23 protein-coding genes are annotated in these 22,976 nt (G+C 73.4%); 13 read left to right on the top strand and 10 right to left on the bottom strand.

Features of this window, described 5'->3' with window-relative positions; genetic code table 11:
• The first annotated feature begins 267 nt into the window (after positions 1-267).
• The 3 genes from ACGFI8_RS18980 to nth all read left to right on the top strand — a co-directional run bounded on the left by ACGFI8_RS18980 (position 268) and on the right by nth (position 2,898).
• Positions 268-1,056: an SAM-dependent methyltransferase gene (locus tag ACGFI8_RS18980; protein WP_392806483.1), complete on the top strand. Its 789-nt coding sequence runs from the start codon at positions 268-270 to the stop codon at positions 1,054-1,056.
• Positions 1,057-1,126: 70 nt separating this feature from the next.
• Positions 1,127-2,116: a malate dehydrogenase gene (locus ACGFI8_RS18975; protein WP_392806482.1), complete on the top strand. Its 990-nt coding sequence runs from the start codon at positions 1,127-1,129 to the stop codon at positions 2,114-2,116.
• An 83-nt stretch (positions 2,117-2,199) separates the two neighbouring features.
• Positions 2,200-2,898: an endonuclease III gene (gene nth, locus ACGFI8_RS18970; protein WP_392806480.1), complete on the top strand. Its 699-nt coding sequence runs from the start codon at positions 2,200-2,202 to the stop codon at positions 2,896-2,898.
• Between the two features lie 106 nt (positions 2,899-3,004).
• Here nth and lon read toward each other — a convergent pair whose 3' ends face one another.
• Positions 3,005-5,392, bottom strand: a complete 2,388-nt coding sequence (gene lon, locus ACGFI8_RS18965; RefSeq protein WP_392806478.1) for an endopeptidase La — start codon at positions 5,390-5,392, stop codon at positions 3,005-3,007.
• Positions 5,393-5,511: 119 nt separating this feature from the next.
• Positions 5,512-6,696, bottom strand: coding sequence for an FAD-dependent monooxygenase (locus ACGFI8_RS18960; protein WP_392806476.1), 1,185 nt, complete (start codon positions 6,694-6,696; stop codon positions 5,512-5,514).
• 77 nt (positions 6,697-6,773) lie between these two features.
• Here ACGFI8_RS18960 and ACGFI8_RS18955 point away from each other — a divergent pair, with 77 nt between their 5' ends.
• Together ACGFI8_RS18955 and ACGFI8_RS18950 are read left to right on the top strand one after the other, a co-directional pair.
• Complete coding sequence (locus ACGFI8_RS18955; RefSeq protein WP_392806474.1) at positions 6,774-7,346, top strand: TetR/AcrR family transcriptional regulator; 573 nt, start codon at positions 6,774-6,776, stop codon at positions 7,344-7,346.
• Complete coding sequence (locus tag ACGFI8_RS18950) at positions 7,346-8,602, top strand: MFS transporter (RefSeq protein WP_392806472.1); 1,257 nt, start codon at positions 7,346-7,348, stop codon at positions 8,600-8,602. The genes ACGFI8_RS18955 and ACGFI8_RS18950 overlap by 1 nt, the downstream gene beginning before the upstream one ends.
• Here the strand turns inward: ACGFI8_RS18950 and ACGFI8_RS18945 are convergent.
• Positions 8,599-9,354, bottom strand: coding sequence for a PP2C family protein-serine/threonine phosphatase (locus ACGFI8_RS18945; protein ID WP_392806471.1), 756 nt, complete (start codon positions 9,352-9,354; stop codon positions 8,599-8,601). The genes ACGFI8_RS18950 and ACGFI8_RS18945 overlap by 4 nt on opposite strands.
• A 475-nt stretch (positions 9,355-9,829) precedes the next feature.
• Here ACGFI8_RS18945 and ACGFI8_RS18940 point away from each other — a divergent pair, with 475 nt between their 5' ends.
• Positions 9,830-10,162, top strand: a complete 333-nt coding sequence (locus ACGFI8_RS18940; RefSeq protein ID WP_392806469.1) for a flagellin — start codon at positions 9,830-9,832, stop codon at positions 10,160-10,162.
• On the opposite strand, the gene ACGFI8_RS18935 is transcribed toward ACGFI8_RS18940, so the two are convergent.
• Entirely contained in the window at positions 10,148-11,080 is a 933-nt protein-coding gene (locus tag ACGFI8_RS18935; protein ID WP_392806467.1) for a DNA-3-methyladenine glycosylase family protein, read from the bottom strand. The two genes, ACGFI8_RS18940 and ACGFI8_RS18935, sit on opposite strands and share 15 nt — an antisense overlap.
• Before the next feature lie 65 nt (positions 11,081-11,145).
• Between ACGFI8_RS18935 and ACGFI8_RS18930 the strand changes: the two genes are divergently transcribed.
• On the top strand, positions 11,146-12,072 hold the full coding sequence (locus ACGFI8_RS18930) for a helix-turn-helix transcriptional regulator (RefSeq protein WP_392806466.1): 927 nt from the start codon (positions 11,146-11,148) through the stop codon (positions 12,070-12,072).
• On the opposite strand, the gene ACGFI8_RS18925 is transcribed toward ACGFI8_RS18930, so the two are convergent.
• The 3 genes from ACGFI8_RS18925 to ACGFI8_RS18915 are packed head-to-tail and all read right to left on the bottom strand — an operon-like array spanning position 12,069 to position 14,118.
• Complete coding sequence (locus ACGFI8_RS18925) at positions 12,069-13,094, bottom strand: Gfo/Idh/MocA family protein (RefSeq protein ID WP_392806465.1); 1,026 nt, start codon at positions 13,092-13,094, stop codon at positions 12,069-12,071. The genes ACGFI8_RS18930 and ACGFI8_RS18925 overlap by 4 nt on opposite strands.
• A 22-nt stretch (positions 13,095-13,116) precedes the next feature.
• Positions 13,117-13,485, bottom strand: a complete 369-nt coding sequence (locus ACGFI8_RS18920; RefSeq protein WP_392806463.1) for a VOC family protein — start codon at positions 13,483-13,485, stop codon at positions 13,117-13,119.
• 57 nt (positions 13,486-13,542) lie between these two features.
• A complete protein-coding gene (locus ACGFI8_RS18915; protein WP_392806462.1) occupies positions 13,543-14,118 on the bottom strand; it encodes an adenylate kinase in 576 nt (191 codons plus the stop codon).
• A gap of 143 nt (positions 14,119-14,261) precedes the next feature.
• On the opposite strand from ACGFI8_RS18915, the gene ACGFI8_RS18910 reads away from it, so the two are divergent.
• The 6 genes from ACGFI8_RS18910 to ACGFI8_RS18885 all read left to right on the top strand — a co-directional run bounded on the left by ACGFI8_RS18910 (position 14,262) and on the right by ACGFI8_RS18885 (position 20,006).
• Positions 14,262-15,863, top strand: a complete 1,602-nt coding sequence (locus ACGFI8_RS18910; RefSeq protein WP_392806460.1) for a Na+/H+ antiporter — start codon at positions 14,262-14,264, stop codon at positions 15,861-15,863.
• A 98-nt stretch (positions 15,864-15,961) separates the two neighbouring features.
• Positions 15,962-17,005, top strand: coding sequence for a sulfate ABC transporter substrate-binding protein (locus ACGFI8_RS18905; protein ID WP_392806458.1), 1,044 nt, complete (start codon positions 15,962-15,964; stop codon positions 17,003-17,005).
• On the top strand, positions 17,005-17,862 hold the full coding sequence (gene cysT / locus ACGFI8_RS18900) for a sulfate ABC transporter permease subunit CysT (protein WP_392806456.1): 858 nt from the start codon (positions 17,005-17,007) through the stop codon (positions 17,860-17,862). Before ACGFI8_RS18905 ends, cysT begins: the two co-directional genes overlap by 1 nt.
• A complete protein-coding gene (locus ACGFI8_RS18895) occupies positions 17,855-18,643 on the top strand; it encodes a sulfate ABC transporter permease (protein WP_392806455.1) in 789 nt (262 codons plus the stop codon). Before cysT ends, ACGFI8_RS18895 begins: the two co-directional genes overlap by 8 nt.
• Positions 18,643-19,602: a sulfate/molybdate ABC transporter ATP-binding protein gene (locus tag ACGFI8_RS18890; protein WP_392806453.1), complete on the top strand. Its 960-nt coding sequence runs from the start codon at positions 18,643-18,645 to the stop codon at positions 19,600-19,602. The genes ACGFI8_RS18895 and ACGFI8_RS18890 overlap by 1 nt, the downstream gene beginning before the upstream one ends.
• Before the next feature lie 11 nt (positions 19,603-19,613).
• Positions 19,614-20,006, top strand: coding sequence for an RrF2 family transcriptional regulator (locus ACGFI8_RS18885; RefSeq protein ID WP_392806452.1), 393 nt, complete (start codon positions 19,614-19,616; stop codon positions 20,004-20,006).
• Positions 20,007-20,069: 63 nt separating this feature from the next.
• Here ACGFI8_RS18885 and ACGFI8_RS18880 read toward each other — a convergent pair whose 3' ends face one another.
• Genes ACGFI8_RS18880 through ACGFI8_RS18870 form a run of 3 tightly spaced genes read right to left on the bottom strand, consistent with a single transcriptional unit; the run spans position 20,070 to position 22,938 of the window.
• Entirely contained in the window at positions 20,070-21,194 is a 1,125-nt protein-coding gene (locus tag ACGFI8_RS18880; protein WP_392806450.1) for a hypothetical protein, read from the bottom strand.
• Positions 21,191-21,934: a TIGR03943 family putative permease subunit gene (locus ACGFI8_RS18875; protein WP_392806448.1), complete on the bottom strand. Its 744-nt coding sequence runs from the start codon at positions 21,932-21,934 to the stop codon at positions 21,191-21,193. Before ACGFI8_RS18875 ends, ACGFI8_RS18880 begins: the two co-directional genes overlap by 4 nt.
• A complete protein-coding gene (locus tag ACGFI8_RS18870; RefSeq protein WP_392806446.1) occupies positions 21,928-22,938 on the bottom strand; it encodes a permease in 1,011 nt (336 codons plus the stop codon). The genes ACGFI8_RS18875 and ACGFI8_RS18870 overlap by 7 nt, the downstream gene beginning before the upstream one ends.
• Positions 22,939-22,976 lie beyond the last annotated feature (38 nt).

The raw sequence follows: 22,976 nt of genomic DNA, 5'->3' as shown, positions 1-22,976 counted from the left end.
GCTCGGCCGGCGACACGTCGAAACGGAACGGGATCAGCTCTTCGTTCGTCATGCCGCAGACGCTACGAACGGATGCGGCATGTTCTAGTCCCCTATTCGCGCAGCGCCCCCGGCCACTTCCCGTAAGGCATCCTAGGATACTAGGTTGAGACTGCGGAGGCCCGCTCGTCCACGCTTATAGGGTTGCGCGCCTCCTTCCGCGCTGGGCAGACTCGCGGCCGGTCTCGTGGCATGCCTGGATGAACGCCGGGCGACGGAGGGTGCACCGTGGACGATCTCGAAGAGCTGCTTCGCGAGGGCGCGGCCGCGCCCGTCGACGGCTGGGACTTCTCCTGGTTCGACGGGCGGGCCACCGAGGAGCGCCCGCCATGGGGGTACGCCCGCCGGCTCGCGCAGCGGCTGACCACGGCGCGGGCGGCGCTGGACGTACAGACCGGCGGCGGCGAGGTGTTCCGCGAGGGCCTCGCCGCCGCCGCCGCGGCCGGCGAGGCACCCGGGCGCGTGGCGGCGACCGAGTCGTGGCCGCCGAACGCGGCGCTGGCCCGCGCGGCCCTCGCGCCGTTCGGCGCCGAGGTGGCCGAGGTCGCCGACGACGGGCCGCTGCCGTTCCCGACCGCCGCGTTCGACCTGGTCAGCAGCCGGCATCCGACGGTGGTCGGCTGGGCGGAGATCGGCCGGGTGCTGGCGCCGGGCGGGACGTACCTCGCGCAGCACGTCGGGGTCGGCACCGCCGCCGCGCTCACCGACTTCATGATGGGGCCGCAGCCGGTCGGCGACGGGCGCAGCGTGCGCCGGGCGGTCGACGGGGCGGCCGCGGCGGGCCTCGAGGTCGCCGACGTGCGCGAGGCGACCCTGCGGCTGGAGTTCTTCGACGTCGCGGCGGTCGCGGTGTACCTGCGCAAGGTGATCTGGATCGTCCCCGGCTTCACGATCCAGCGGTACCGCGACCGCCTGGCCGCCATGCACGAGCTGATCCGCGCCGAGGGGTCCTTCGCCGCCACGACGACGCGCTACCTGATCGAGTGCCGTAAGCCACACGGAGCGGCCGGACGGTGAACGGCCGCAACGGCGGCGAGGATAGTTTGGAGGCGAAGAGCACACCCGCCGTTGCTGCCAGGAGACTCTCATGAGCGACTCGTCCGTCAACGTCACTGTGACCGGCGCGGCCGGCCAGATCGGTTACGCGCTGCTGTTCCGCATCGCTTCCGGGCAGCTGCTCGGCGCGAACACGCGGGTCAAGCTGCGGCTGCTGGAGATCCCGCAGGCCGTGCGCGCCGCCGAGGGCACGGCCCTGGAGCTGGAGGACGGCGCGTTCCCGCTGCTGGCCGGCGTCGACGTGTTCGACGACCCCAAGGGAGCCTTCTCGGGCGCCAACGTGGCCCTGCTCGTCGGCGCGCGGCCCCGCACCAAGGGCATGGAGCGCGGCGACCTGCTGGAGGCCAACGGCGGCATCTTCAAGCCGCAGGGCGAGGCCATCAACGCCGGCGCCGCCGACGACATCAAGGTCCTCGTCGTGGGCAACCCGGCCAACACCAACGCGCTCATCGCCCAGCGGCACGCGCCGGACGTACCGGCCGAGCGGTTCACCGCCATGACCCGCCTCGACCACAACCGCGCCGTCGCCCAGCTGGCCCGCAAGCTCTCCGTGCCGGTCTCCGAGATCCGCCGGGTCACGATCTGGGGCAACCACTCGGCCACGCAGTACCCGGACCTCTTCCACGCCGAGGTGGCCGGCAAGAACGCCGCCGAGGCCGTGAACGACCAGCAGTGGCTGGCCGACGAGTTCATCCCGCGGGTCGCCAAGCGCGGCGCCGAGATCATCGAGGTCCGCGGCGCCTCCTCCGCCGCGTCGGCCGCCTCCGCCGCGATCGACCACGTGTACGACTGGGTCAACGGCACCGCGGAGGGCGACTGGACCTCGGCCGCGATCGTCTCCGACGGCTCCTACGGCGTGCCCGCCGGCCTCATCTCCTCCTTCCCGGTCACCTCGCGGGACGGCCGCTGGGAGATCGTCCAGGGCCTCGACATCGACGAGTTCTCCCGGGCCCGGATCGACGCGTCGGTCGCGGAGCTCGAGGAGGAGCGCACGGCGGTCGAGCGGCTCGGCCTGATCTGACCCTGATCTGACGCAGCCGATCCACACGGGAGGGCGGTCCGCAGGGGCCGCCCTCCCGTCGTTTCCCGGCGTAGGCTCGTCCAGTGCCCCAGACTTCCCTGGTCGAGCCCGGCATCACGGAGGTCCGCCGCGCGCGCCGGATCCTGCGCCTGCTGACCGCCCGATACCCCGACCACCGCCTCGAGCTCGACTTCTCCTCGCCGCTGCAGCTGCTCGTCGCGGCGATGCTCGCGGCGCAGACGTTGGACGAGCGGGTCAACGCGGTCACCCCGGTCCTCTTCGAGCGGTATCCGACCGCGGCCGACCTCGCCGACGCCGACGCGGCCGAGATGGAGCAGATCCTGGTGCCGGTCGGGTACTACCGGCAGAAGACCCGCAACGTCATCAAGCTCGCGGCGACCCTCGTCGAACGGCACGAGGGCGAGGTGCCAGCCACCGTCGAGGAGCTCGTCGCGCTGCCCTGGGTGGGGCGCAAGACCGCGAACATGGTGCTCGGCAACGCATTCGGCACGCCGGCCGTCTCCGTGGACACGCACGTGTCCCGGGTCGCGCACCGGCTGGGGTGGGGCCCGGAGAAGGACGTCGACGCGACCGAGGCGGCGATCCAGGCGCTGTTCGACAAGAAGGACTGGGTCACCGTCAACCTGCTGCTCATCCTGCACGGCCGGCGCACCTGCCACAGCCGCCGCCCCGCGTGCGGCGCCTGCCCGCTCGCCGCCGAGTGCCCGTCCGCCGGCATCGGCGAGACCGACCCGGAGAAGGCGCGGGCGCTGCTCAAGTAACCCTCGCGCAGGACTCTTGCTACGGCCGGAAAGCACGCATGCGGGGCTCGCACCCGAAGGTGCGGGCCCCGCATGCGTTTTCCCGCCAGTGAACGCCGGACGGTGCTCAGATGCCGGCCGGGACGAAGTCCGGGACGGCCGGGCCGTCGGCGCCGTCGCTGCCGCCGTCGGCGTCGGTGGCGCCGTTGGGGTCGGCGACGTCGGTGGCCGGGCGCAGCGCCAGCGCCAGGACGTCGGCCACGTCGGACAGGGCGTGCACGGTCAGCTGGCCGCGCACCTCCTCGGGCAGGTCGTCCAGGTCGGGCTCGTTGCGCTTCGGGATGATGACCTCGGTCAGGCCGGCGCGGTGCGCGGCGAGCAGCTTCTGCTTCACCCCGCCGATCGGCAGGACCCGGCCGGCCAGGGTGACCTCGCCGGTCATGCCGAACTCCGGGCGGACCGGGCGGCCGGTGGCCAGCGACGCGAGCGCCGTGACCATCGTGATGCCGGCGCTCGGGCCGTCCTTCGGCACCGCGCCCGCGGGCACGTGCAGGTGGATCCGCCGCCCCGCCAGCCGGTTGGGGTCGATGCCGAGCCGCCGGCCGTTGGAGCGCAGGTAGGACAGGGCGATGTGCGCCGACTCCTTCATGACGTCGCCGAGCTGGCCGGTGAGGGTCAGGCCGGGCTCGCCCTCCATCGAGGTCGCCTCGATGAACAGCACGTCGCCGCCGGCCCCGGTCACGGCCAGGCCGGTCGCCACGCCGGGCACGGCGGTGCGCTCGGCCGACTCGGGCGTGAACCGGGCCCGGCCCAGGTACTTCGCGACCTCGTCGACGCCCACGTGCACCGGCGCCGGGTCGGCGGCCAGCGCGACCGCGACCTTGCGCAGGATCTTCGCCAGGGCCCGCTCCAGCTGCCGCACGCCCGCCTCGCGGGTGTGCTCGCCGGCGATGCGCGCGAGCGCCTCGTCGGTGATCGTGAAGTCAGCGGGCTCCAGGCCGGCGCGCTCCAGCTGCCGCGGCAGCAGGTGGTCGCGGGAGATGGCGACCTTCTCCTGCTCGGTGTACCCGTCCAGGGCGACCAGCTCCATGCGGTCCAGCAGCGGGCCGGGGATGGTCTCCACCACGTTGGCGGTGGCCAGGAACAGCACGTCGGACAGGTCGAGGTCGACCTCGAGGTAGTGGTCGCGGAACGTGTGGTTCTGCGCCGGGTCGAGCACCTCGAGCAGGGCCGCGGCCGGGTCGCCGGCGTAGCCGACGGCGAGCTTGTCGACCTCGTCGAGCAGCACGACCGGGTTCATCGAGCCGGCCTCGCGCAGGGCGCGCACGATGCGGCCCGGCAGCGCGCCGACGTAGGTGCGCCGGTGGCCGCGGATCTCGGCCTCGTCGCGGACGCCGCCCAGGGAGACTCGGACGAACTTGCGGCCGAGCGCCCGGGCGACCGACTCGCCGAGGCTGGTCTTGCCGACCCCGGGCGGGCCGGCCAGGGCCAGCACGGCACCGGAGCCGCGGCCGCCGACGACCTGCAGGTTCTTCTCCGCGCGGCGGTTGCGCACGGCGAGATACTCCAGGATGCGGTCCTTGACGTCCGCCAGCCCCGCGTGATCGGCGTCGAGGACGGCGCGGGCGGCGGCGAGGTCGGTGTTGTCCTCGGTGCGCACGCTCCACGGCATCTCGAGCACGGTGTCGAGCCAGGTGCGGATCCAGCCGGCCTCCGGCGACTGGTCGCTGGCCCGCTCGAGCCGGCCGACCTCGCGCAGCGCCGCCTCCTTGACGTTGTCGGGCAGCTCGGCGGCCTCGACCCGGGCCCGGTAGTCGGCGGAGCCGTCGGGCTCGTCCTCGCCGAGCTCCTTGCGGATCGCGGCCAGCTGCTGGCGCAGGAGGAACTCGCGCTGGGTCTTCTCCAGGCCCTCGCGCACGTCGTTGTTGATCTTCTCGTTGACCTGCTGCTCGGCGGCGTGGGCGCGGGCCCACTCGACGAGCAGCTCGAGCCGGGCGGTGACGTCCGGCGCCTCGAGGAGCTTGATCTTCTGGGCCAGGGTCAGCCACGGCGCATAGCCCGCGGAGTCCGCCAGCTCGGACAGGTCGGTGATCTTCTCGACGGTGTCGATGACCTGCCATGCGCCGCGCTCCTGCAGCACGCCGATGACCAGGGCCTTGTACTCGCGGGCCAGCTCCCGGGCCTTGCCGGCCGGTGCGGGCTCGCTCAGCGGCGTGGCCTCGACCCACAGGGCCGCTCCGGGGCCGGGGACGCCGGCGCCGATGCGGGCCCGGTCCAGGCCTCGGATGACGGCCGCCGGCTCGCCGCTGGGCAGCCGGCCGACCTTCTCGAGCACGGCGACGACGCCGAAGGAACCGTATTCGCCGTCGACCCGCGGGACCGCGAGGACCCGCTTGTCGCCGGCGGCGCGTGCCGCGTCGACGGCCGCCTGCGTGGAGGCGTCGAGCGTCACGGGAATGACCATGCCGGGGAGCAGGACGTCGTCGTTGAGTGGGAGAACCGGGAGCGTTGCCATCAGGACACACCTGCCATCAGTAGGTTGAGCGTGTCAGGCTTAAGTTACAAACCGTGCCCTATGTTCCCAGCAGTGCCTAGCTTGTGACCCAGGCCACACCGACCGGCGTCAGACCGGCGTCAGACCAGCGCCGGCAGTTCGTAGGCCGGCAGTTCGAACGCCGTCGCCGTCCTCGTCGCCAGGTGCTGGAACAGCCGGCGCGCGGGCGGCACGTAACGGACCACCTTGAAGAAACGGTTTCGCTGGGCGATCTTCTTCCGGGTCGAGGGCACCAGGAACTCCGGACTGCCGCCGGCCTGCTTCTGGCAGGTGGCCACGTAGGGCCGCATGCGCTCCTCATACCGGCGCAACGCCACCCCGTGGTCGCCGCCCGCCGCGTCGAGCTCGCCGGCCAGCACGTGCGCGCCGACGATCGCCAGGCCGGTGCCGTTGCCGCCGGGGCCGCCCGCGTAGCCGGCGTCGCCGAGCAGCACGACCCGCCCGCTCGACCAGCGGTCGAGGCGGATCTGGGTGGTGGAGTCGAACCAGAAGTCCGCGGCCCGCTCCATCGCCTCGAGCAGCTCGGGCGTGCGCCAGCCGACGCCGGCGAACCGCTCGGCGATGATCCGCCGTTGCTGGCCGACGTCGCGATGGTCGAACTCGAGGCCCGGCTCGGCGAACATCAGCGACACGATCTGGTCCCCGCCGTGCGGCGAGCTGACCTGCACGGAGCGGTTGGGTTCGCTGTACATGATCCCGGCGCGCCGCAGGCCCATCGTGCCCGGCATGGTAAAGATGCCGGCATAGACGCCCAGCGGCCGCTTGTGCGCGGGGTCGTCGCCGAACACCAGCCGCCGCACCCCCGAGTGCACCCCGTCGGCGCCCACCACGAGGTCGAACCGGCGCGGCGGCGCCTGCGCGAAGGCGACGTCCACGCCGGCCGCGTCCTGCTCGATCGCCGTGATCTGGTCGCCGAACTGATACCGCACGCGCTCCCGGGTCGCCTCGTAGAGCACCTCCGCGAGGTCGCCCCGCAGCACCTCGAGGTCGCCGCTGAAGATCGCCGCCGGGATGGCCGAGAGCCGGGCGCCGGCGGCGTCGACGATCGCGATGTCGCCCATGTGCGTGGCGCGCGCCTCCAGCCGGTCGCACAGCCCCATGCGGGCCAGGGTCTCGAGGTGCACCCCGCCACGGAAGTCGACCGCGTAGCCGCCCCCTCGCAGTGCGGGCGCCTTCTCCACGACGGTGACCGAGTGCCCGTATCGCTGCAACCACAACGCCAGCGACGGCCCCGCGACGCTGGCTCCGGAGATGAGGATGTCCATGCCGAGAACCATACACGCGTCCTACACGTTTGTATAGAACGCTTGTATAACACGATCGTTTAGTAAGATCGCGAGCCATGGGACATCGCGAAGACCTGCTCGAGGGCGCCGTCCGCTGCCTGTACGAGAAGGGCTACGCCCGCACGACGGCGCGCGACATCGTCGAGGCGTCGGGCACCAACCTGGGCTCGATCGGCTACCACTACGGCGGCATGACCAACCTGCTCAACGCCGCGCTGGAGCGCGCGATCGAGAACTGGGGGCTCGAGCTCGCCGAGGCGATCATGTCGGCCGACGCGGAGGGGCTCACGGGCGCGGAGCGCTTCGAGCGATACTGGGCGCACATGATCGACGCCGTCGCCACGCACCGCCCGGTGCTCATGGCGACCTACGACGCCTTCGTGCAGATGGACCACTCGCCGGACGTCCGGCGGATGATCGCCAACGGCATGCGCGACGCCCGCAAGCTGTGGGCCGAGGTGTTCCACGGCATCGACGCCGAGTTGGAGCCGCAGCGCGCCGACCAGGTGGGCTCGCTCTACCAGGCGCTGATCAGCGGCGTGCTGACCCAGGTGCTCATCGACGCCGACGACGCGCCGACGCCCGCCGACCTGACCGCCGCGCTGCGCACGATCGCGGCGTCCCTGTGATGGGCGACCTCAGGCACGACCTCAGGCGCGACCCCGAAGCCACACCGCGGCGCGGCGTCGCCGTCACAGGTCCCGCCGTAGCGCTCCTCGTGGTCGGCGTGCTCCTCGTCGCCGCCGTCGGCCGCGCGCCGCTGACCTCGGTCGGCCCCCTCGTCGCCGACATCCGCCACGACCTGGGCCTGTCCTCCGCCGCGACCGGCCTGCTCACCACCCTGCCGCTGCTTGCCTTCGCCGGCTTCTCGCTGCTCGCGCCGCGCATCGCGGGCCGCATCGGGCTGGAGCGCAGCCTCGGGCTGGCCCTGGCGCTGCTGGCCGCCGGGATCGTCGTGCGGTCCCTGCCGGCCCAGCTGTGGACCGGCACGGTCGCCGTCGGCGCCGCCATCGCGTGCTTCAACGTGCTGCTGCCCGGCGTCGTCAAGCGCGACTACCCCGACCACGTCGCCCAGCTCACGGGCGGCTACACCGCCACGCAGAGCGTCATGGCCGCGGTCGCCTCCGGCACCGCGGTCCCGCTCGCCGCCCTGGCCGGCGGCTGGCGCCTCGGCCTGGCCTGCTGGGTGCTGCCCGTCCTGGCCGCCGCCGCGGTCTGGGCGCCCAAGGTGCGCACCGGGCCCGACGCGGCCCGCCTCGCCCGGCGCTCCGCCCTGCCCTGGCGCAGCGCCCTCGCCTGGCAGGTCACGCTGTTCATGGGCCTGCAGTCGCTCTGCTACTACGTGCTGGTCGCGTGGCTGCCGACCCTCGAGCGCGACCACGGCATCCCCGCGACCGTGGCCGGCTGGCACCTGTTCGCGTTCCTCGCCGTCGCCGTGGCCGCCAACCTGGCGGTCCCCGTGCTCATCCGCCGCCTGCCCGACCAGCGCCTGGTCGGCCTGGCCTGCGCCGCCTGCATCGGGGCGGGCGTCGCCGGGCTGCAGTGGCTGCCGTGGACGCCGGCGTTCTCCCTGGCCGCGGTACTGCTGAGCGGCATCGGCGCCGGCATGGCGATCGTGGTGTGCCTGTCGCTGTTCAGCTTGCGCACCGGCGACGAGTCGCAGACCGCCGCGCTGTCGGCGATGGCCCAGTCGGTCGGCTACCTGCTCGCCGCCGCCGGCCCGGTCCTGATCGGCGCGCTGCGCGACGCGAGCGGCGCCTGGACGCTGCCGGCCGCGGTGCTGTGTGGCGTGGCCGCGGTGATGGCGCTCTTCGCGATCCTGTCCGGCCGCGCCCGCACGATCCCGCCGCCTCCCGCCGCCCGGGACGGCGTCGGTTGCCCTTAGTTGACCTTGACCACGACCGTGGTGGCGTTGTCGCGGCCGCCCGCCTCCAGCGACGCCGAGACGAGCGCCGAGGCCATCACGTCCGGAGGCGCGCCGGAGCCGAGCGTGCGTTCCATGAGCCGATACGGCACCTGCTCGGCGATGCCGTCGGTGCACAGGCAGTAGACGTCGCCGGGGAACATGGTCACGCTCAGCACGTCGGGCTCGGGCAGGCCGGGGTGCCCGATGAAGCGGTGCAGCTGGTAGCGGGCGGCGGCGGCCTGCGGGGAATCCGCCGGATACCACCCGTGGACGGCGCCCAGCCAGGCCGCGGTGTGGTCGACGGTGAGCAGTTCCAGCAGGCCGCCGCGCAGCCGATACACCCGGGAGTCGCCGATCTGCGTCACCCACGCGCCGGTCGCGTCGGCGACCAGGGCGGTCAGCGTGCAGCCGGTGAGCTCGCGCAGCTCCTGGCCGGCCGCGCGGACCAGGCGCTGGGCCTCCGCGATCCCGGCGAACAGGGGCGTGGGCTCGAAGGGTCCGCGGTGGCGCTGCACGGCCGCGGTGAAGACGTCGACGGCGACCCGCCCGGCGGTGCGGCTGCCCTCGCCGGCGCCCATGCCGTCGGCGACGACGGCGCACAGGCCGGGCCGGCGCTCCAGCTCGGCGGCGAGCACCACGTCGAAGTTGGCCGGATACCGCCGGCCGACGTCGGTGGCGGCCCCGACGCTGAGCTGCCGCCCGGCGCCCTGGACCTCGATCGTCATCGTCATCGCCCGACAGCGTAACGGTTGCCGTGATGTCCTCGCGGCCCCGCGTTCATCCTTCGTTCAGCGTTGATCAGTGACGTTCGTCGCTATCCCAAGGAGTGCCGTGGTGAGCCGGCAACAAACCGGGCATATACGAAATATCCGCTAAGTCAGGACGCGGAGCGTTCGGACTGAGCGGATCCGCGGCGCTGTCATCCGATCGGGCCTTTCGCGAAGGGCCCGCGCGAACCACTCATCCCTCGGCCCGCCCTGGCGATGGCGTTGGCACGAAGGCGGCCAAGGAGGGCCGCCCGCCGGACCCGTTCCAAGGAGGACGTCGTGGGTCTTCGCATCAACAACAACGCCGAGCTGGACCGGATCGCGACGACCACCAGCTTCGGCGGGCAGAAGCTGCTCGACACGTCGGGCAGCAACTCCTACCTCGGCACCTTCCAGGTCGGCGCCAACACCGCCGCGGCCGACCAGATGCGGCGCGAGCGTGTCCGGCTTCGACTCCGCCGGGCTCGGCCTGGGCAGCATCGACCTGACCACGTCCGGTACCACGGCGATCGACGCGATCGACACCGCGATCAAGGGGGTCTCGACGGCACGGGCGACGCTTCGTGCCTACCAGAACCGCTTCGAGCACACCATCAACAACCTCAACGTCGCGGTGGAGAACCTGTCCGCGTCCGAGTCGCGCATCAGGGACACCGACATGGCGCAGGAGATGGTGGCCTACACCCGATCGCAGATCCTGACCCAGGCCGGCGCGAGCATGCTGGCCCAGGCCAACCAGTCGCCGCAGAACGTGCTGTCACTGCTGCGGTAAGCGGCGGGCGCCGGCGGGGAGCGGACGACGAGGTCCGCTCCCCGCCGCGCGGGCGCGCCGCTCGGTGGCGTGGATCAGCACCGAGCACCACATGCGGTACGGCCGCCAGGACTCCGCGATCCGGGCCACCTCGGCGGCCGAGGGCTCGTGCGCCAGCCCGTAGAGCCGGCGGATCCCGGCCCGGGTGATCGCCTCGTCCGGCAGCGCGTCGGCCCGCCCGGCGCCGCGCAGCACGATCGCGGTCGCGAAGAAGTCGCCGATCCCGCGCAGGCGCTTGACGTCGGCGTACGCCTCGGCGACGGGCATCGCGCGCAGCCGCGCCCGGTCGAGGCGGCCCTCCAGGGCGGCGTCGGCGATGCCGTGCAGCCGGGCGACCTTCTCCGCGCCGACGCCGGGCAGCTCGCTCAGCCGGCGCAGCACCTGCGGCGCCGGGAACGCGTGTGCGGTGGCCCCGGCGACCTCGAACGCCTCGCCGTGGGCGCGGGCGATGCGGGCACGGATCGCCCGGCCCTGCTCGACGCGCATCCGGTGGGCGATGACGAACGCGCACGCCGCCTCGTACGGCGAGTGGAACAGCACCGGCCGCAGGTACGCGTGCTCGCGCTGCAGCGCCCCGATGACCGGGTCGCGCTCACCGGCGAGCGGGTAGCCGGAGCCGTCCTCGTCCAGCGACAGCACCGCCAGCGCCTGCCGCCAGGCCGCCTCGGCGGCGTCGCGGTCACCGGCGGACGGCCCATGGACCTCTCCCTCGACGGTGTCGTCGCCGGTCTGCCGCAGCAGGACCGCCGCGGAACGCGCCCAGCCCTCGACCGGGAACGCCATCAGGATCGAGCGCGGGTCTCCGGCGGGGCGGACCCAGCCGCCGAAGTACTCGTTCTGCCGGGCCATGTCGTAAGGGCCCGCGACGCGTGTCTGCATACGGGAGAGCATCGCCCGGATAACACGACACCTGTTGTCATGTTTTCGGCGGTACCGTTTGCAAGGTGCGCGGCGACCGGCTGCTGTCCCTCGTCCTGCTCCTGCAGGCCCGCCCGTCCGCGGCGGCGCCGGAGCTGGCCGAGCGCCTCGGTGTCTCGGTGCGCACCGTGCTGCGCGACGTCGAGGCCCTCGGCGCGGCCGGCATCCCGGTCTACACCGAGCGCGGCCGGGGCGGCGGGATCCGGCTGCTGGACACCTACCGGGCGGGCCTGGCGCACCTGAGCCGCGCCGAGGGCGCCGGCCTCGCGGTCGGCCAGTCGCGCCTGGCCGGCGACCTGGGCCTGGGCGACGCGCTCGACACCGCCCTGGAGAAGCTCACCGGGGCCGGCGGCCGGGCGCTGCGCGGCGGACTGGCGCAGGGGCGCAGCCACGTGCTCGTGGACGTCGACCCGTGGATGCGCTCGGGCGAGCCGGTGCCGCACCTGCCCGCGATCCACGAGGGCCTGCTGCGGGGCCGGCGGCTGGCGCTGCGCTACCGCGACAGCGAGGGCGAGCGTCGCGACCTGGTCGTCGACCCGGCGGGCCTGGTCGCGAAGGCGGGCGTGTGGTATCTGGTGACCGCCGAGCCGGCCCTGCTGCGCGTGGCGCGCGTGGACGCGTGCGTCATCCGGCCCGAGCCGGCGGCCCGGCCGGCGGGCTTCGACCTGGCCGCGGCGTGGTCGGCGCTCCGCGAGGGCGTCGAGTCCCGCCCGCGCGACCTGCACGTCGTGGTGGAGGCGCGGCCCGACGCCGCCGCGATGGCCCGCCGGGTGCTGGCCCGCCACCTGCGGGCGCCCGGCACGGGCACGCGGCTGGAGCTGTCGTTCAACGGCGTGGCGCACGCGGTGGGCAGCCTGTTGGGCCTCGGCACCCGCATCGAGGTCATCGAGCCGGCCGGGGTCCGCGCGGCGATGCGCGAGGCGGCGCTGGAGGTGGCCGCACAGTACGGCTAGGATTCGCCGCGCGGCGACAGGCCCGCGGCGCGGTACACGGCGTCGATGAGCTCCATCGTGCGCACCGAGTCCTCGGGCGGGGTCAGGTTGGGGCCACCGTCGAGGACCGCGGCGGCGAACGCGCGCAGCTGGTGGGTGTACGTGGCCTCGCCGGGGACGCGCTCGTGCGTGGTGCGGCCGGCCCGGGTGAGCGTCAGGCGATGGAAGGCGCTCGGCATCAGGTAGTTGAAGATCTTCAGCGATCCCTCGCTGCCGGTGTACGTCGCGGAGATGCTCAGCAGCCGGCGGGACCACATGCTGGCGACGGTGCGTCCGGTGGCGCCGTTCGGGAAGCGGTACTCGGCCGTCATCGCCCGGTCGACCTGCGGCGAGCGCAGCAGCGCACCGGCCTCGACGACCTCGGGCTCGGCGCCGCCGAGGGTGCGCAGGGCGTGCGCGGCGTAGCAGCCGGCGTCCATCATCGCGCCGCCGGCCAGCGCGAAGTTGTACCGGATGTCGCCGAACCTCGGCAGCGGGAAGCACAGCGCGGTCTCGACCCGCCGCGGCTCGCCGAGCGTGGGCAGGAGCTCCAGCGCGCGGGCCAGCAACGGGTGGTACCGATAATGGAATGCCTCCATGACGACCAGGCCGGTCCGCCGCGCGGCCTCGGCCACCTCGCGCGCCTCGGCCGCGTTGGCGGTGAACGGCTTCTCGCACAGCACATGCTTGCCGGCCTCCAGCGCGGCCAGGGTCCAGCGCGCGTGCAGGCCGGGCACCAAGTCTGGCTCGGTGTGCTTCGCGATGACCGACCCAGACCTGGTGTTGGGTAGCGGCACGTACACCGCGTCGAGGTCCGGGTCGGCGATCAGCTCCGCGTAGCCCGGGTGCACGACGCCGATGCCGTGCTTCGCCGCGAACGCCGCGGCCCGGGCGCGATCGCGGGCGGCGACCGCGGCGACGCGCACCGACGGCACGGCGCGGGCGGGCCTGATGAGCGCGGACGGCGCGATCCTGGCGGCGCCGAGCACGCCGATGCGCAGCATGCCGCGACTGTACCGCGGGCGCCTACCCCGGTCGATGCTCCACCAGGAGGACGAGGTTGCCCTCGCTGTCCTCGAGGGCGGCCTGCCACTCCTGCGTGCCGGCCGGCCCGAGCGTGGCGTCCTCGTGCCGGAAGATGACGTGCGGCTCGGAGCGGATCGCGACCCCGGCCGAGCGTAGCCGCTCCACGGCGGCGTCGATGTCGGCGACGGCGAGGTACAGCATGGCCGCCGGGGCGTTGCGCTCCAGCATCAGCCGCACCCCGTCGAGGTCGAAGAAGACCAGCCCGGGCGGGTCGTACGTGGCCAGCGGCTCCGCCTGCAGCAGCAACGCGTAGAACCGGCTCGCCCGCTCGAGATCCTCGACGCGCTGCGCGATCTGCACCAGCCTCATCGGGGCAGTATCACAGGCGCGCGAACCGCGACGCCGGCGTTCCCGCCACGCCGGGCTCTACGCCGCGCGGGCCGTCAGCGCCGCGAGCACGTCGCGGGTCACGGCCTCGACCGGGCGCGTCGCGTCGACGGTCAGCAGGATGCCACGCCCGGCGTAGAACGCCAGGACCGGCTCCGTGACCTCGCGGTACTGCTTCAGGCGCCGGCGAATGACCCCCTCGTTGTCGTCCGAGCGGTGCTCGACCGCGGCCCGCTTGAGCAGCCGCCGCATGAGCTCCTCGTCGTCGGCCTGCAGGTGCAGCGCGACGTCGGCGGTCATCTGCAGCGACAGCGCCACCCGGTATGCGGCCAGGGCCTGGGCCATCGTGCGCGGGATGCCGTCGAGGACATACCCGCCGCCGTCGCGCTTCGCCTCCGCGAACTCCAGCCGCAGCAGCTCGAGCACGATCTCGTCGGGCACCAGGTCGCCGCGGTCGAGATGTCCCCGCACGCGGCGGCCGAGCTCGGTCCCCTCGACCACGTGGCGGCGCAGGAGATCACCCATGGCCACGTGCCGGATCCGGAAGTGCTCGGCGATCACGGCACCCTGCGTGCCCTTGCCCGCCCCGGGCGGCGCAACCATCAGCACCCGCACAGCCACCACGCTAACGCAGCCGGATCGATGGGTGAGCACCGTAGGCCGTGACGTCCGACACGCCACCCTGGCACTGGACCCGGCTCGGGAGCGGTGATCATGAAGGGGCCCGGGTGGTCACCACGCCCGACTAAGGTCGACGGGTGAACCCTGAGACGTTGTTGCTGCTGGGGCTCGGGGCCGTGGCGATCGTCGTGGCGGCGCGGTGGTTCGGCACGCGCACCGGGCTGCCGGCCGCCGCGCTGCTGACGGTGCTGGGCATCCTCTACGCGCTGCTGCCCGGCCCCAACGTCGCGCTCGACCCGCACGTCGTGCTGACGTTCGTGCTGCCGCCGCTGCTGTACAGCGCGGCGCTGGACTCCTCGCTGCTGGCGATCCGGGCCAACCTGCGCATCGTCATCGGGCTGTCCGTGCTGCTCGTCTTCGCCACCGCACTGCTGGTCGGGGCCGGGTTCGCGCTGTTCGTGGCGGGGGCGACCTTCGCCGCCGGGGTGGCCGTCGGGGCCGCGGTCGCGCCGCCGGACCCGGTCGCGGCGCTCGCGGTCGGGCGGAAGGTGGGGCTGCCTCCCCGGCTGATCACGATCATCCAGGGCGAGGGGCTGCTCAACGACGCCACCGCGCTGACGCTGCTCAACGTGGCGGTCGCCGCGGCCGTCGGCGGGCACTTCTCCGAGGCGAAGGCGGGCGCGCTGTTCCTGCTCGTCGCGGCCGGCGGCGCCGCGGTCGGGGTCGCTGTCGCCTTTGCCGTACGGCTGCTGCGCCCGCTCGCCCGCGACCCGCTGCCGGCCAACGCGATCTCCCTGGCGACGCCGTTCATCGCCTACCTGGCCGGCGAGCGGCTGCACGTCTCCGGGGTGCTGGCGGTGGTGGTCGCCGGCCTCATCGTCGGGCACGACACGCCCCGCTCCGGCACCGGCGCGAGCCGGCTGCAGACGACCGCGGTGTGGCGACTGGTGGACTTCCTGCTGGAGGGCTTCGTCTTCCTGCTCATCGGCCAGCAGCTGCCGGCGGTGATCCGCGGGCTCAAGCGGTACGACACCTCGACCATCGTGATCGCGGTCGGCATCTCGATCGGGGTCGCGCTCCTGCTGCGCCCCGTGTGGCTGGCCCTGACGCAGGCGGCTCACCTGCTGCTGCGGCGCGAGGACGAGGGCCTCAACGCCCGCGAGATCGCGGTGCTGAGCTGGGCCGGGACCCGCGGCGTGATCAGCCTCGCGGCGGTGTTCACGCTGCCGCTGACGACGGCGTCGGGCGCGCCGTTCCCCGACCGGGACCTGCTGCTGTTCTGCACGTTCACGGTGGTGCTCGTGACGCTGGTCGGGCAGGGGCTGACCTTCGCGCCGCTGGTGCGGGCGCTCGGGCTGCGCGCCAACGAGGTCGACGAGGCCCTGCTGCGCAACGAGGCGCGGATCGCGTCGGTGCACGCCGCGCTGGACCGCCTCGAGGAGCTGGAGCAGGACGAGCCCGCGGACACGGCCGCCGTCGAGTCGCTGCGCACGCGGATGCAGGAGCGGCTGCGGCGCTACGAGCACCGCCTCGACATGCTGCAGAGCGCGGAGTCCGACGAGGTGCCGGTGTCGGAGCGGTACGAGGCGGCGCTGCGCATCCGGCGGCTGGCGATCGAGGCGCAGCGCGAGGAGCTGCTGCGCTGGCGCGACGCCGGCACGCTGCCCGACGAGGGCCTGCGGCGGCTGGAGCGGGAGCTCGACCACGAGGAGCGGGTCCTGCCGGAGCGACCCGAGTAAACCTATTGGCTGAGTGGGATTGACGAGTGGCGGCCGTCTTGACTACATTACCTACTCATTAAGTAGGCAACCTAGACTTTGACTCCAAGGATGGCTCCGTGAAGCTGCGTACCCGCGTGCTCGCTGTCAGTACAGCGTTCGTCCTGTCCGGGACCGCGCTGAGCGCCTGCGCCGGCACCGCCAAGAGCTCCGACACCGACAGCGGCGGCGACGTCACCCTGGCGCTCGTGGCCTACTCGACGCCGCAGGCCGCATACGAGCAGCTCATCGCCGCGTTCCAGAAGACCGACGCCGGCAAGAAGATCAAGTTCACGCAGTCCTACGGCGCCTCCGGCGACCAGAGCCGCGCGGTCGCCAGCGGCCTCAAGGCCGATATCGTCGCGTTCTCGCTGGAGCCGGACATCACCCGCCTGGTGACCGCCAAGCTGGTCGACGCGAGCTGGAACTCCGACCAGTACAAGGGCATGATCACCGACTCGGTCGCGGTCATCGGCACCCGCAAGGGCAACCCGAAGAACCTCAAGACGTGGGACGACCTGACCAAGCCGGGCGTGCAGGTGCTGACCCCCAACCCGTTCACGTCGGGCGGCGCGAAGTGGAACATCCTGGCCGGCTACGGCGCCAAGTCGAAGAAGGGCACCGACAAGGACGCCGGCGCGACCTACCTCGACGCGCTGTTCAAGAACGTGCCGGTGCAGGACAACAGCGGCCGCGCGTCGCTGCAGACCTTCACCAGCGGCAAGGGTGACGCGTTCATCTCCTACGAGAACGAGGCCCTCTTCGCGCAGAAGAACGGCCAGGCCGTCGACTACACCGTGCCGGACGACACGATCCTCATCGAGAACCCGATGGCGGTGACGACCAACAGCGCCCACCCGGCCGAGGCCAAGGCGTTCCTGGAGTTCCTGCACACGCCCGCGGCGCAGAAGATCTACGCCGACAACGGCTACCGCCCGGTGGTCAAGGACGCCGGCGGCCGGTCGTTCCCGACCCCGTCCGGCCTGTTCACCGTCGGCGACCTCGGCGGTTGGTCGAAGGTGAACAAGGAGCTGTTCGACCCGGGCCAGAGCGTGATGGCCTCGATCGAGCAGAAGCTCGGGGTCTCCACCTCCGCCGCCCCGAGCCCCGCCGCCTCCAAGTAATGGCGACGGAGACCGCGGTCAAGCCCACCGGGTCCGGCATCGCGCCGGGCCCGGCCGGGTCCGTTCTGCGCAAGCGCCGGCCGGTCGGCACCGCGCTCGGGTTGGGCACCGCCGTGCTCTACCTGAGCCTCATCGTGCTCATCCCGCTCGCCGCGGTGGTGTGGCGCTCCACCGAGGGCGGCTGGGACACCTTCTGGGCGGCGGTGCGCACCCCGGACGCGTGGGCGGCGCTCGAGCTCACGGTCGGCGCGTCGCTCGTGGTCGCGCTCATCAACGTGGTCATGGGCACCGTCATCGCCTGGGTGCTGGTGCGCGACAACTTCCCCGGCAAGGGCGTGGTCGACACGCTCATCGACCTGCCGTTCGCGCTGCCGACGATCGTGGCCGGACTGGTGCTGCTCGCGCTGTACGGCACCAGCAGCCCCCTGCACATCAACCTCGCCTACACCAGGCTCAGCGTCGGCGTCGCGCTGCTGTTCGTCACCCTGCCGTTCGTCGTGCGCACGGTGCAGCCCGTGCTGCGCGAGCTGGACCGGGACATGGAGCAGGCCGCCTACTCCCTGGGCGCCTCCCCCGCCACCACGTTCCGCCGCATCATCCTGCCCAACCTGGCGCCCGCCATGATCTCCGGCGCCGGGCTGGCGTTCACCCGGGCGATCGCCGAGTACGGCTCGACGAACCTGCTCACCGGCAGCATCCCATTCGAAACCCAGGTGTCCGCGGTGAACATCTTCGGCCGCATCGAGAGCGACGACACCACCGCCGCGGCGGCCATCTCCACCGTGCTGCTCGTCGTCGCCTTCGTCGTGCTCGTCCTGCTCGACCTCTTCCAGCGCTGGAGTGCCCGCCGTGGCTAAGTATCCGCTGCGCGTCCTCGCCCTGGTGTACCTGCTGTTCCTGCTGGTGCTGCCGGTCGGGCTGGTCGTCTGGCGCACCTTCCAAAAGGGCCTGCAACCGATCGCCGACGTGCTGACGTCGGAGAACTTCACCCACGCGTTCGCCGTCACGGTGTCGGTGGCGGTGTGGGCGGTGCTGGCCAACACCGTGTTCGGCGTCGGCGCCGCACTGCTGCTCGTGCGGCACCGCTTCCCCGGCAAGCGCCTCCTCGGCGCGCTGACCGACCTGCCGCTGGCCGTGTCGCCGGTCGTCGTCGGCCTCGCGCTGATCCTGGTGTACGGCAAGTTCGCCCCCGCCGGCGGCTGGCTGGAGCGCCACGGCATCCAGATCATCTTCTCGCTGCCCGGCATGGTGCTGGCCACCATCTTCGTGTCGCTGCCGCTGGTCGTGCGGGCCATCGTCCCCGTGCTGGAGGAGATGGGCGACGAGCAGGAGCAGGCGGCGCACACCCTCGGCGCGAGCCGCTGGCAGACGTTCCTGCGCATCACGGTCCCCGGCATCCGCGCCGCGCTCGGCTACGGCGTGGTGCTGTGCCTGGCCCGGGCCCTGGGCGAGTACGGCGCCGTCGCCGTGGTCTCCGGCCGGCTCGTCGGGCAGACCCAGACCGCGACGCTGTTCGTCGAGGAGCGGTACCAGAACTACGACCAGACCGCGGCGTTCACCACCGCCAGCGCGCTGGCCCTCATCGCGATCGTCACCCTGCTCATCACCAAGCTCCTGCGGCCGAAAGAGAACGACTGATGGCCATCGAAGTCCGCGACGTGAACAAGTCGTTCGGCAAGACGCCGGTCCTGCGCGACATCTCCATCGACATCGCCTCCGGCTCGCTCACCGCGCTGCTCGGCCCCAGCGGCGGCGGCAAGTCCACGCTGCTGCGGGTCATCGCCGGCCTCGAGCAGCCCGACACCGGCAGCGTGCGCATCAACGAGGTCGACGCCACCCGCCTGACACCCCAGCGGCGCAACGTGGGCTTCGTGTTCCAGCACTACGCGGCGTTCAAGCACATGACGGTGTACCGCAACGTCGCCTTCGGCCTCGAGGTCCGCCACCGGCCGAAGGCCGACATCCGCAAGCGCGTCATGGAGCTGCTGGAGCTCGTCCACCTCGACCAGTTCGCCGACCGCTACCCCGCGCAGCTGTCCGGCGGGCAGCGCCAGCGCATGGCCCTGGCCCGTGCCCTGGCCCCCGAGCCGCAGGTGCTGCTGCTCGACGAGCCCTTCGGCGCGCTGGACGCCCAGGTCCGCAAGGAGCTGCGCACCTGGCTGCGCCGCCTGCACGACGAGGTGCACGTGACCACCGTCTTCGTCACCCACGACCAGGAGGAGGCGATGGACGTCTCCGACGAGATCGTCGTGCTCGCCGACGGCGTCGTGCAGCAGGTCGGCAGCCCGCACGACATCTACGAGAACCCGGCGAACCCGTTCGTGATGAGCTTCCTGGGCCCGGTGACCCGCCTCGACGGCCGGCTGGTCCGCCCGCACGACGTCTCGCTGTCGCGCGAGCCCGCCGAGGGCGGCACCGCCGCGGTCGTGACCCGGGTCGTGCCGCTGGGCTTCGAGGTGCGCATCGAGGCGAAGGCCGGCGACGTGGAGGTTTGGGCGCAGCTGACCCGCGCCGGGGCCAAGGCGATCGACGTCAAGCCCGGGGACACCCTGTACTTCAGCCCGGAGACCGGCGCCAGGACCCTCGCGGCCGTCTGAGCCGTCGCGCCATGCTGCCCAAGCGCATCGAGTACTCGGTGCGGGCGCTGGTCGTGCTGGCCGGCGCCGCACCGCAGACCATCAAGGCCCAGGACGTCGCCGACGCCCAGGACATTCCACCCGGCTATCTGTACGATCTGCTCGCCGACCTGCGCCGGGCCGAGCTGGTGCAGGTTCAGCGCGGCACGGGCGGCGGCTACCTGCTCGCCCACCCGGCCGCGGAGCTGACCCTGGGCGAGATCGTGCGCCGCCTGGACGGCCCCGGCACCGAGCCACCACCGGGCGGCCGCGCCGACGACCGCTCCATCGAACGCCTGCGCCAGCTGTGGGAGCGCGCGAACCGCGTCCGCCTCGACTACCTGGACGCGGTGACCCTCGCCGACATCATGAACCACGGCGCCTGACCGCAGGCCCCGGCGGCAGGACCACCTCGGCGTCGCCGGCCGGCCCGACATCCTGACGGGCCGCTACCGCAGGGTGGCGAGGTCCAGCAGGTGCCAGGTCATGGTCTCGTTGTCGCCGGTGGCCCACCACAGCCAGGTGCCGGCGAGGCCCTCGGCGGTGGAGACGGCCAGGGCGGCGCGCCGGCCGGTCTTGAGGTCGAACAGGGCGAGGCGCTCGCTCGCGGTGGCGGCCCGGGTGGAGATCGGCGCGGCGAGGAACTCGAACCGGTCGAGCGCGGCGACGTCGACGAAGAGCGGGACCTCCCCGTCGGCGTTGATGCGGCCGGTCGTGCCGGTGCCGTCGGGGCGGCGCAGGGTGACCACGGCGGAGTCCGCGGCGCGCACCACGCTGCGGCACCAGGCGACGCCGCAGAACAGCTCCTCCCCCAGCGGCTGGGCGATGGTGCGGCGCTCACCGGTGACGAGGTTCAGCTGCCGGACCGGTTCGCCGCCGATGCCGTCGCTGCCGGCCCACGGCCAGGCCGCGAGGTGGTACGTGCCGTCGAGCGGGCGGACGGTGACCTCGCCGCCGCCGACGGGCACGGAGCGCAGGTCGGTGGTCGGCGGGTAGGCGCCGCGGGTGGCCGTCCACCAGATCCGGCCGTCGGCGACCTGCAGGTCGTACAGGCTGCCGGAGAACGTGGCGTGGCCGGTGTCGGCGGTGAGGGTGACCGGGGCGCCGGAGCGGCCGGCGCGCAAGAGGGTGCCGCGGGTGCCACCCTGGTCGTCGGCGACGCTGGACATCCAGTACACCTGGTCGCCCTCGACGGCGACCGCGTCGAACGATCCGCCGCCGGCGATCGGGATCTGTTGCAGCGGCCGCGGGTGGGCGAGGTCGCTGGGGTCGAGCAGGGCGAGGCTCGCCGTGCTGCCGTCGGCGTCGGCGATCTGCACGACGACGGCGGTGCGGTCCAGGACCGCGACCGGGGTGAAGGTGGTCCCGTCGGGCAGGGTCGCGGGTAGGTCCATGGGCCGCGCGTCCGGCCACAGCCCGGCCAGGGTGGCCGAGCCGGCCGAGCCAGCCGAGCCGGCCGGGTCTGGGTCCGCGCCGCCGCCGGGCGTGGGGACCAGCAGCAGGACGGCGACCGCCGCCACCGCCGCCGCGGCGCCCAGCCGGATCCGCCACTTGGTGGCCGTGCTCAGGTTCACGATTCGTACGGCTGCTTCGGCGCCGCGACGGGATGCGCGGCGGTGACGGTCAGGTACGGCACGGGCTCGCCGTCGATCGGGTCGGTGTCGGTCCGCGGCGAGTACGTGCCGGTGACCTCCAGCCAGGTGTCCGCCGCGGCGTCGGGCGGGACGGCGCCGTCGAGGCCGATCTTGACCGGGCGGGCGTCGGCGGCGCAGCAGGTGATGACCATGCGGGCCAGGTATCGCCGGTCGCCGTCGGCCAGCACGAACCCGGACAGCGTGACGCGCCGGCCGGCGAGCGTGCGGCCCTTGTCGAACACGGCGCGGCCGGCGTAGTCGAGCATCGAGATGCGCACCGGGTCGCCGTCGGGCAGCGGCGGGAAGTCCGAGGTCGGCGCGGCGTTGAGGGCGGTGCCGCCGTGGGAGGCGGCGTAGGAGCCCAGCGCCGGCGGCGCGACCAGCAGCAGCGCGAGGGCGGGCGCGACGAGCAGCCAGGACGGCTCGAACCCGCCGTGCGCGTGGCCGTGCCCGTGGCCGTCACCGGGATGCTCGCCGGCGTGGACGTCAGTGCCGGCCGGACGGTACAGCCGGACGAGGTTCACCACGGCGACGGCGACGAGGACGGCGCCGGCGGCGATGAGATACCAGTGCAGGCCCGGCTTGACATAGCGCACGTAGGTGCCGGTCCAGGCGGTCCGGATCAGCGTGCCGCCGATGAGCAGCAGCACCACGGACTGCACCCCGGCCCGGCTCACCACAGCGCGCTCCCGGTGAGGACGGCGAGCGCGACGCCGACGACGAACGTGGCCGGGGCGAAGCGCAGCGCGAAGCGCCGGCCGAACGCGCCGGCCTGCATGGCGAAGAGCTTGAGGTCGACCATCGGGCCGACGACGAGGAACGCGAGCCGGGCGGTGAGGGAGAACTGGGCCAGCGAGGCGGCGACGAACGCGTCGGCCTCCGAGCAGATCGACAGCAGCACGGCCAGCCCGGCCAGCGCCACCACCGCGAGGACGTGGTGCCCGGCGATCGCGTGCAGCCACCGCTGGGGCACCAGCACGTTGAGGCAGGCGGCTGCGGCCGCGCCGATGACGAGGAAGCCGGCGGCCTCGGCGGCGTCCTGGCGTACCGCCGCGAAATAGGCCGCCGCCCGGCCGCCCTCCACCGGGGCGCGGCGCGGGGTCCGCAGCCAGTCGTCGCGGCCCAGCCGCAGCCACAGCCAGCCCATGGCCAGGCTCGTCGCGAGGCTCGCCACCAGCCGGCCCGCGACCATCAGCGGCTGGCCCGGGAACGCGACCGCGGTCGCGGCCAGCACGACCGGGTTGATCGCGGGCGCGGCCAGCAGGAACGCGAGCGCCGCGGCCGGGGTGACGCCGCGGCGCATGAGCGCGCCGGCGACGGGCACCGACGCGCACTCGCAGCCGGGCAGGGCGAGCCCGGCCACCCCGGCGACGGGCACCGCGAGGGCTGGGCGGGAGGGCAGCGCGCGGGCGAAGAACCGCTCGGGCACGAGCGTCGCGATCGCGGCGGACAGCAGCGTGCCCAGCACCACGAACGGCATCGCCTGCACGACGATCGCGACGAACACCGTCACCCACTCCTGCGCCCGCGGCGCGGCGAACGCGCGGCCGATCCAGTCGCGGGCGAGGACCGCGGCGATCAGCACCGCCGCGAGGATCTCCACGCCGAGCAGACGCCGGCGGGGCCGGTGCCCGGCGGGCACCGGCCGCTCGATCACCGCCGCGGGCGGTCGCACGTCCTGCATCGGGCACAGGTTACGCCGCATGGACAACCGCCGGGTGC

The sequence above is a fragment of the Dactylosporangium sp. NPDC048998 genome (assembly GCF_043197855.1).
In the GTDB taxonomy this organism is placed as follows: domain Bacteria; phylum Actinomycetota; class Actinomycetes; order Mycobacteriales; family Micromonosporaceae; genus Dactylosporangium.
This window is presented reverse-complemented; position numbering and strand designations above follow the sequence as displayed.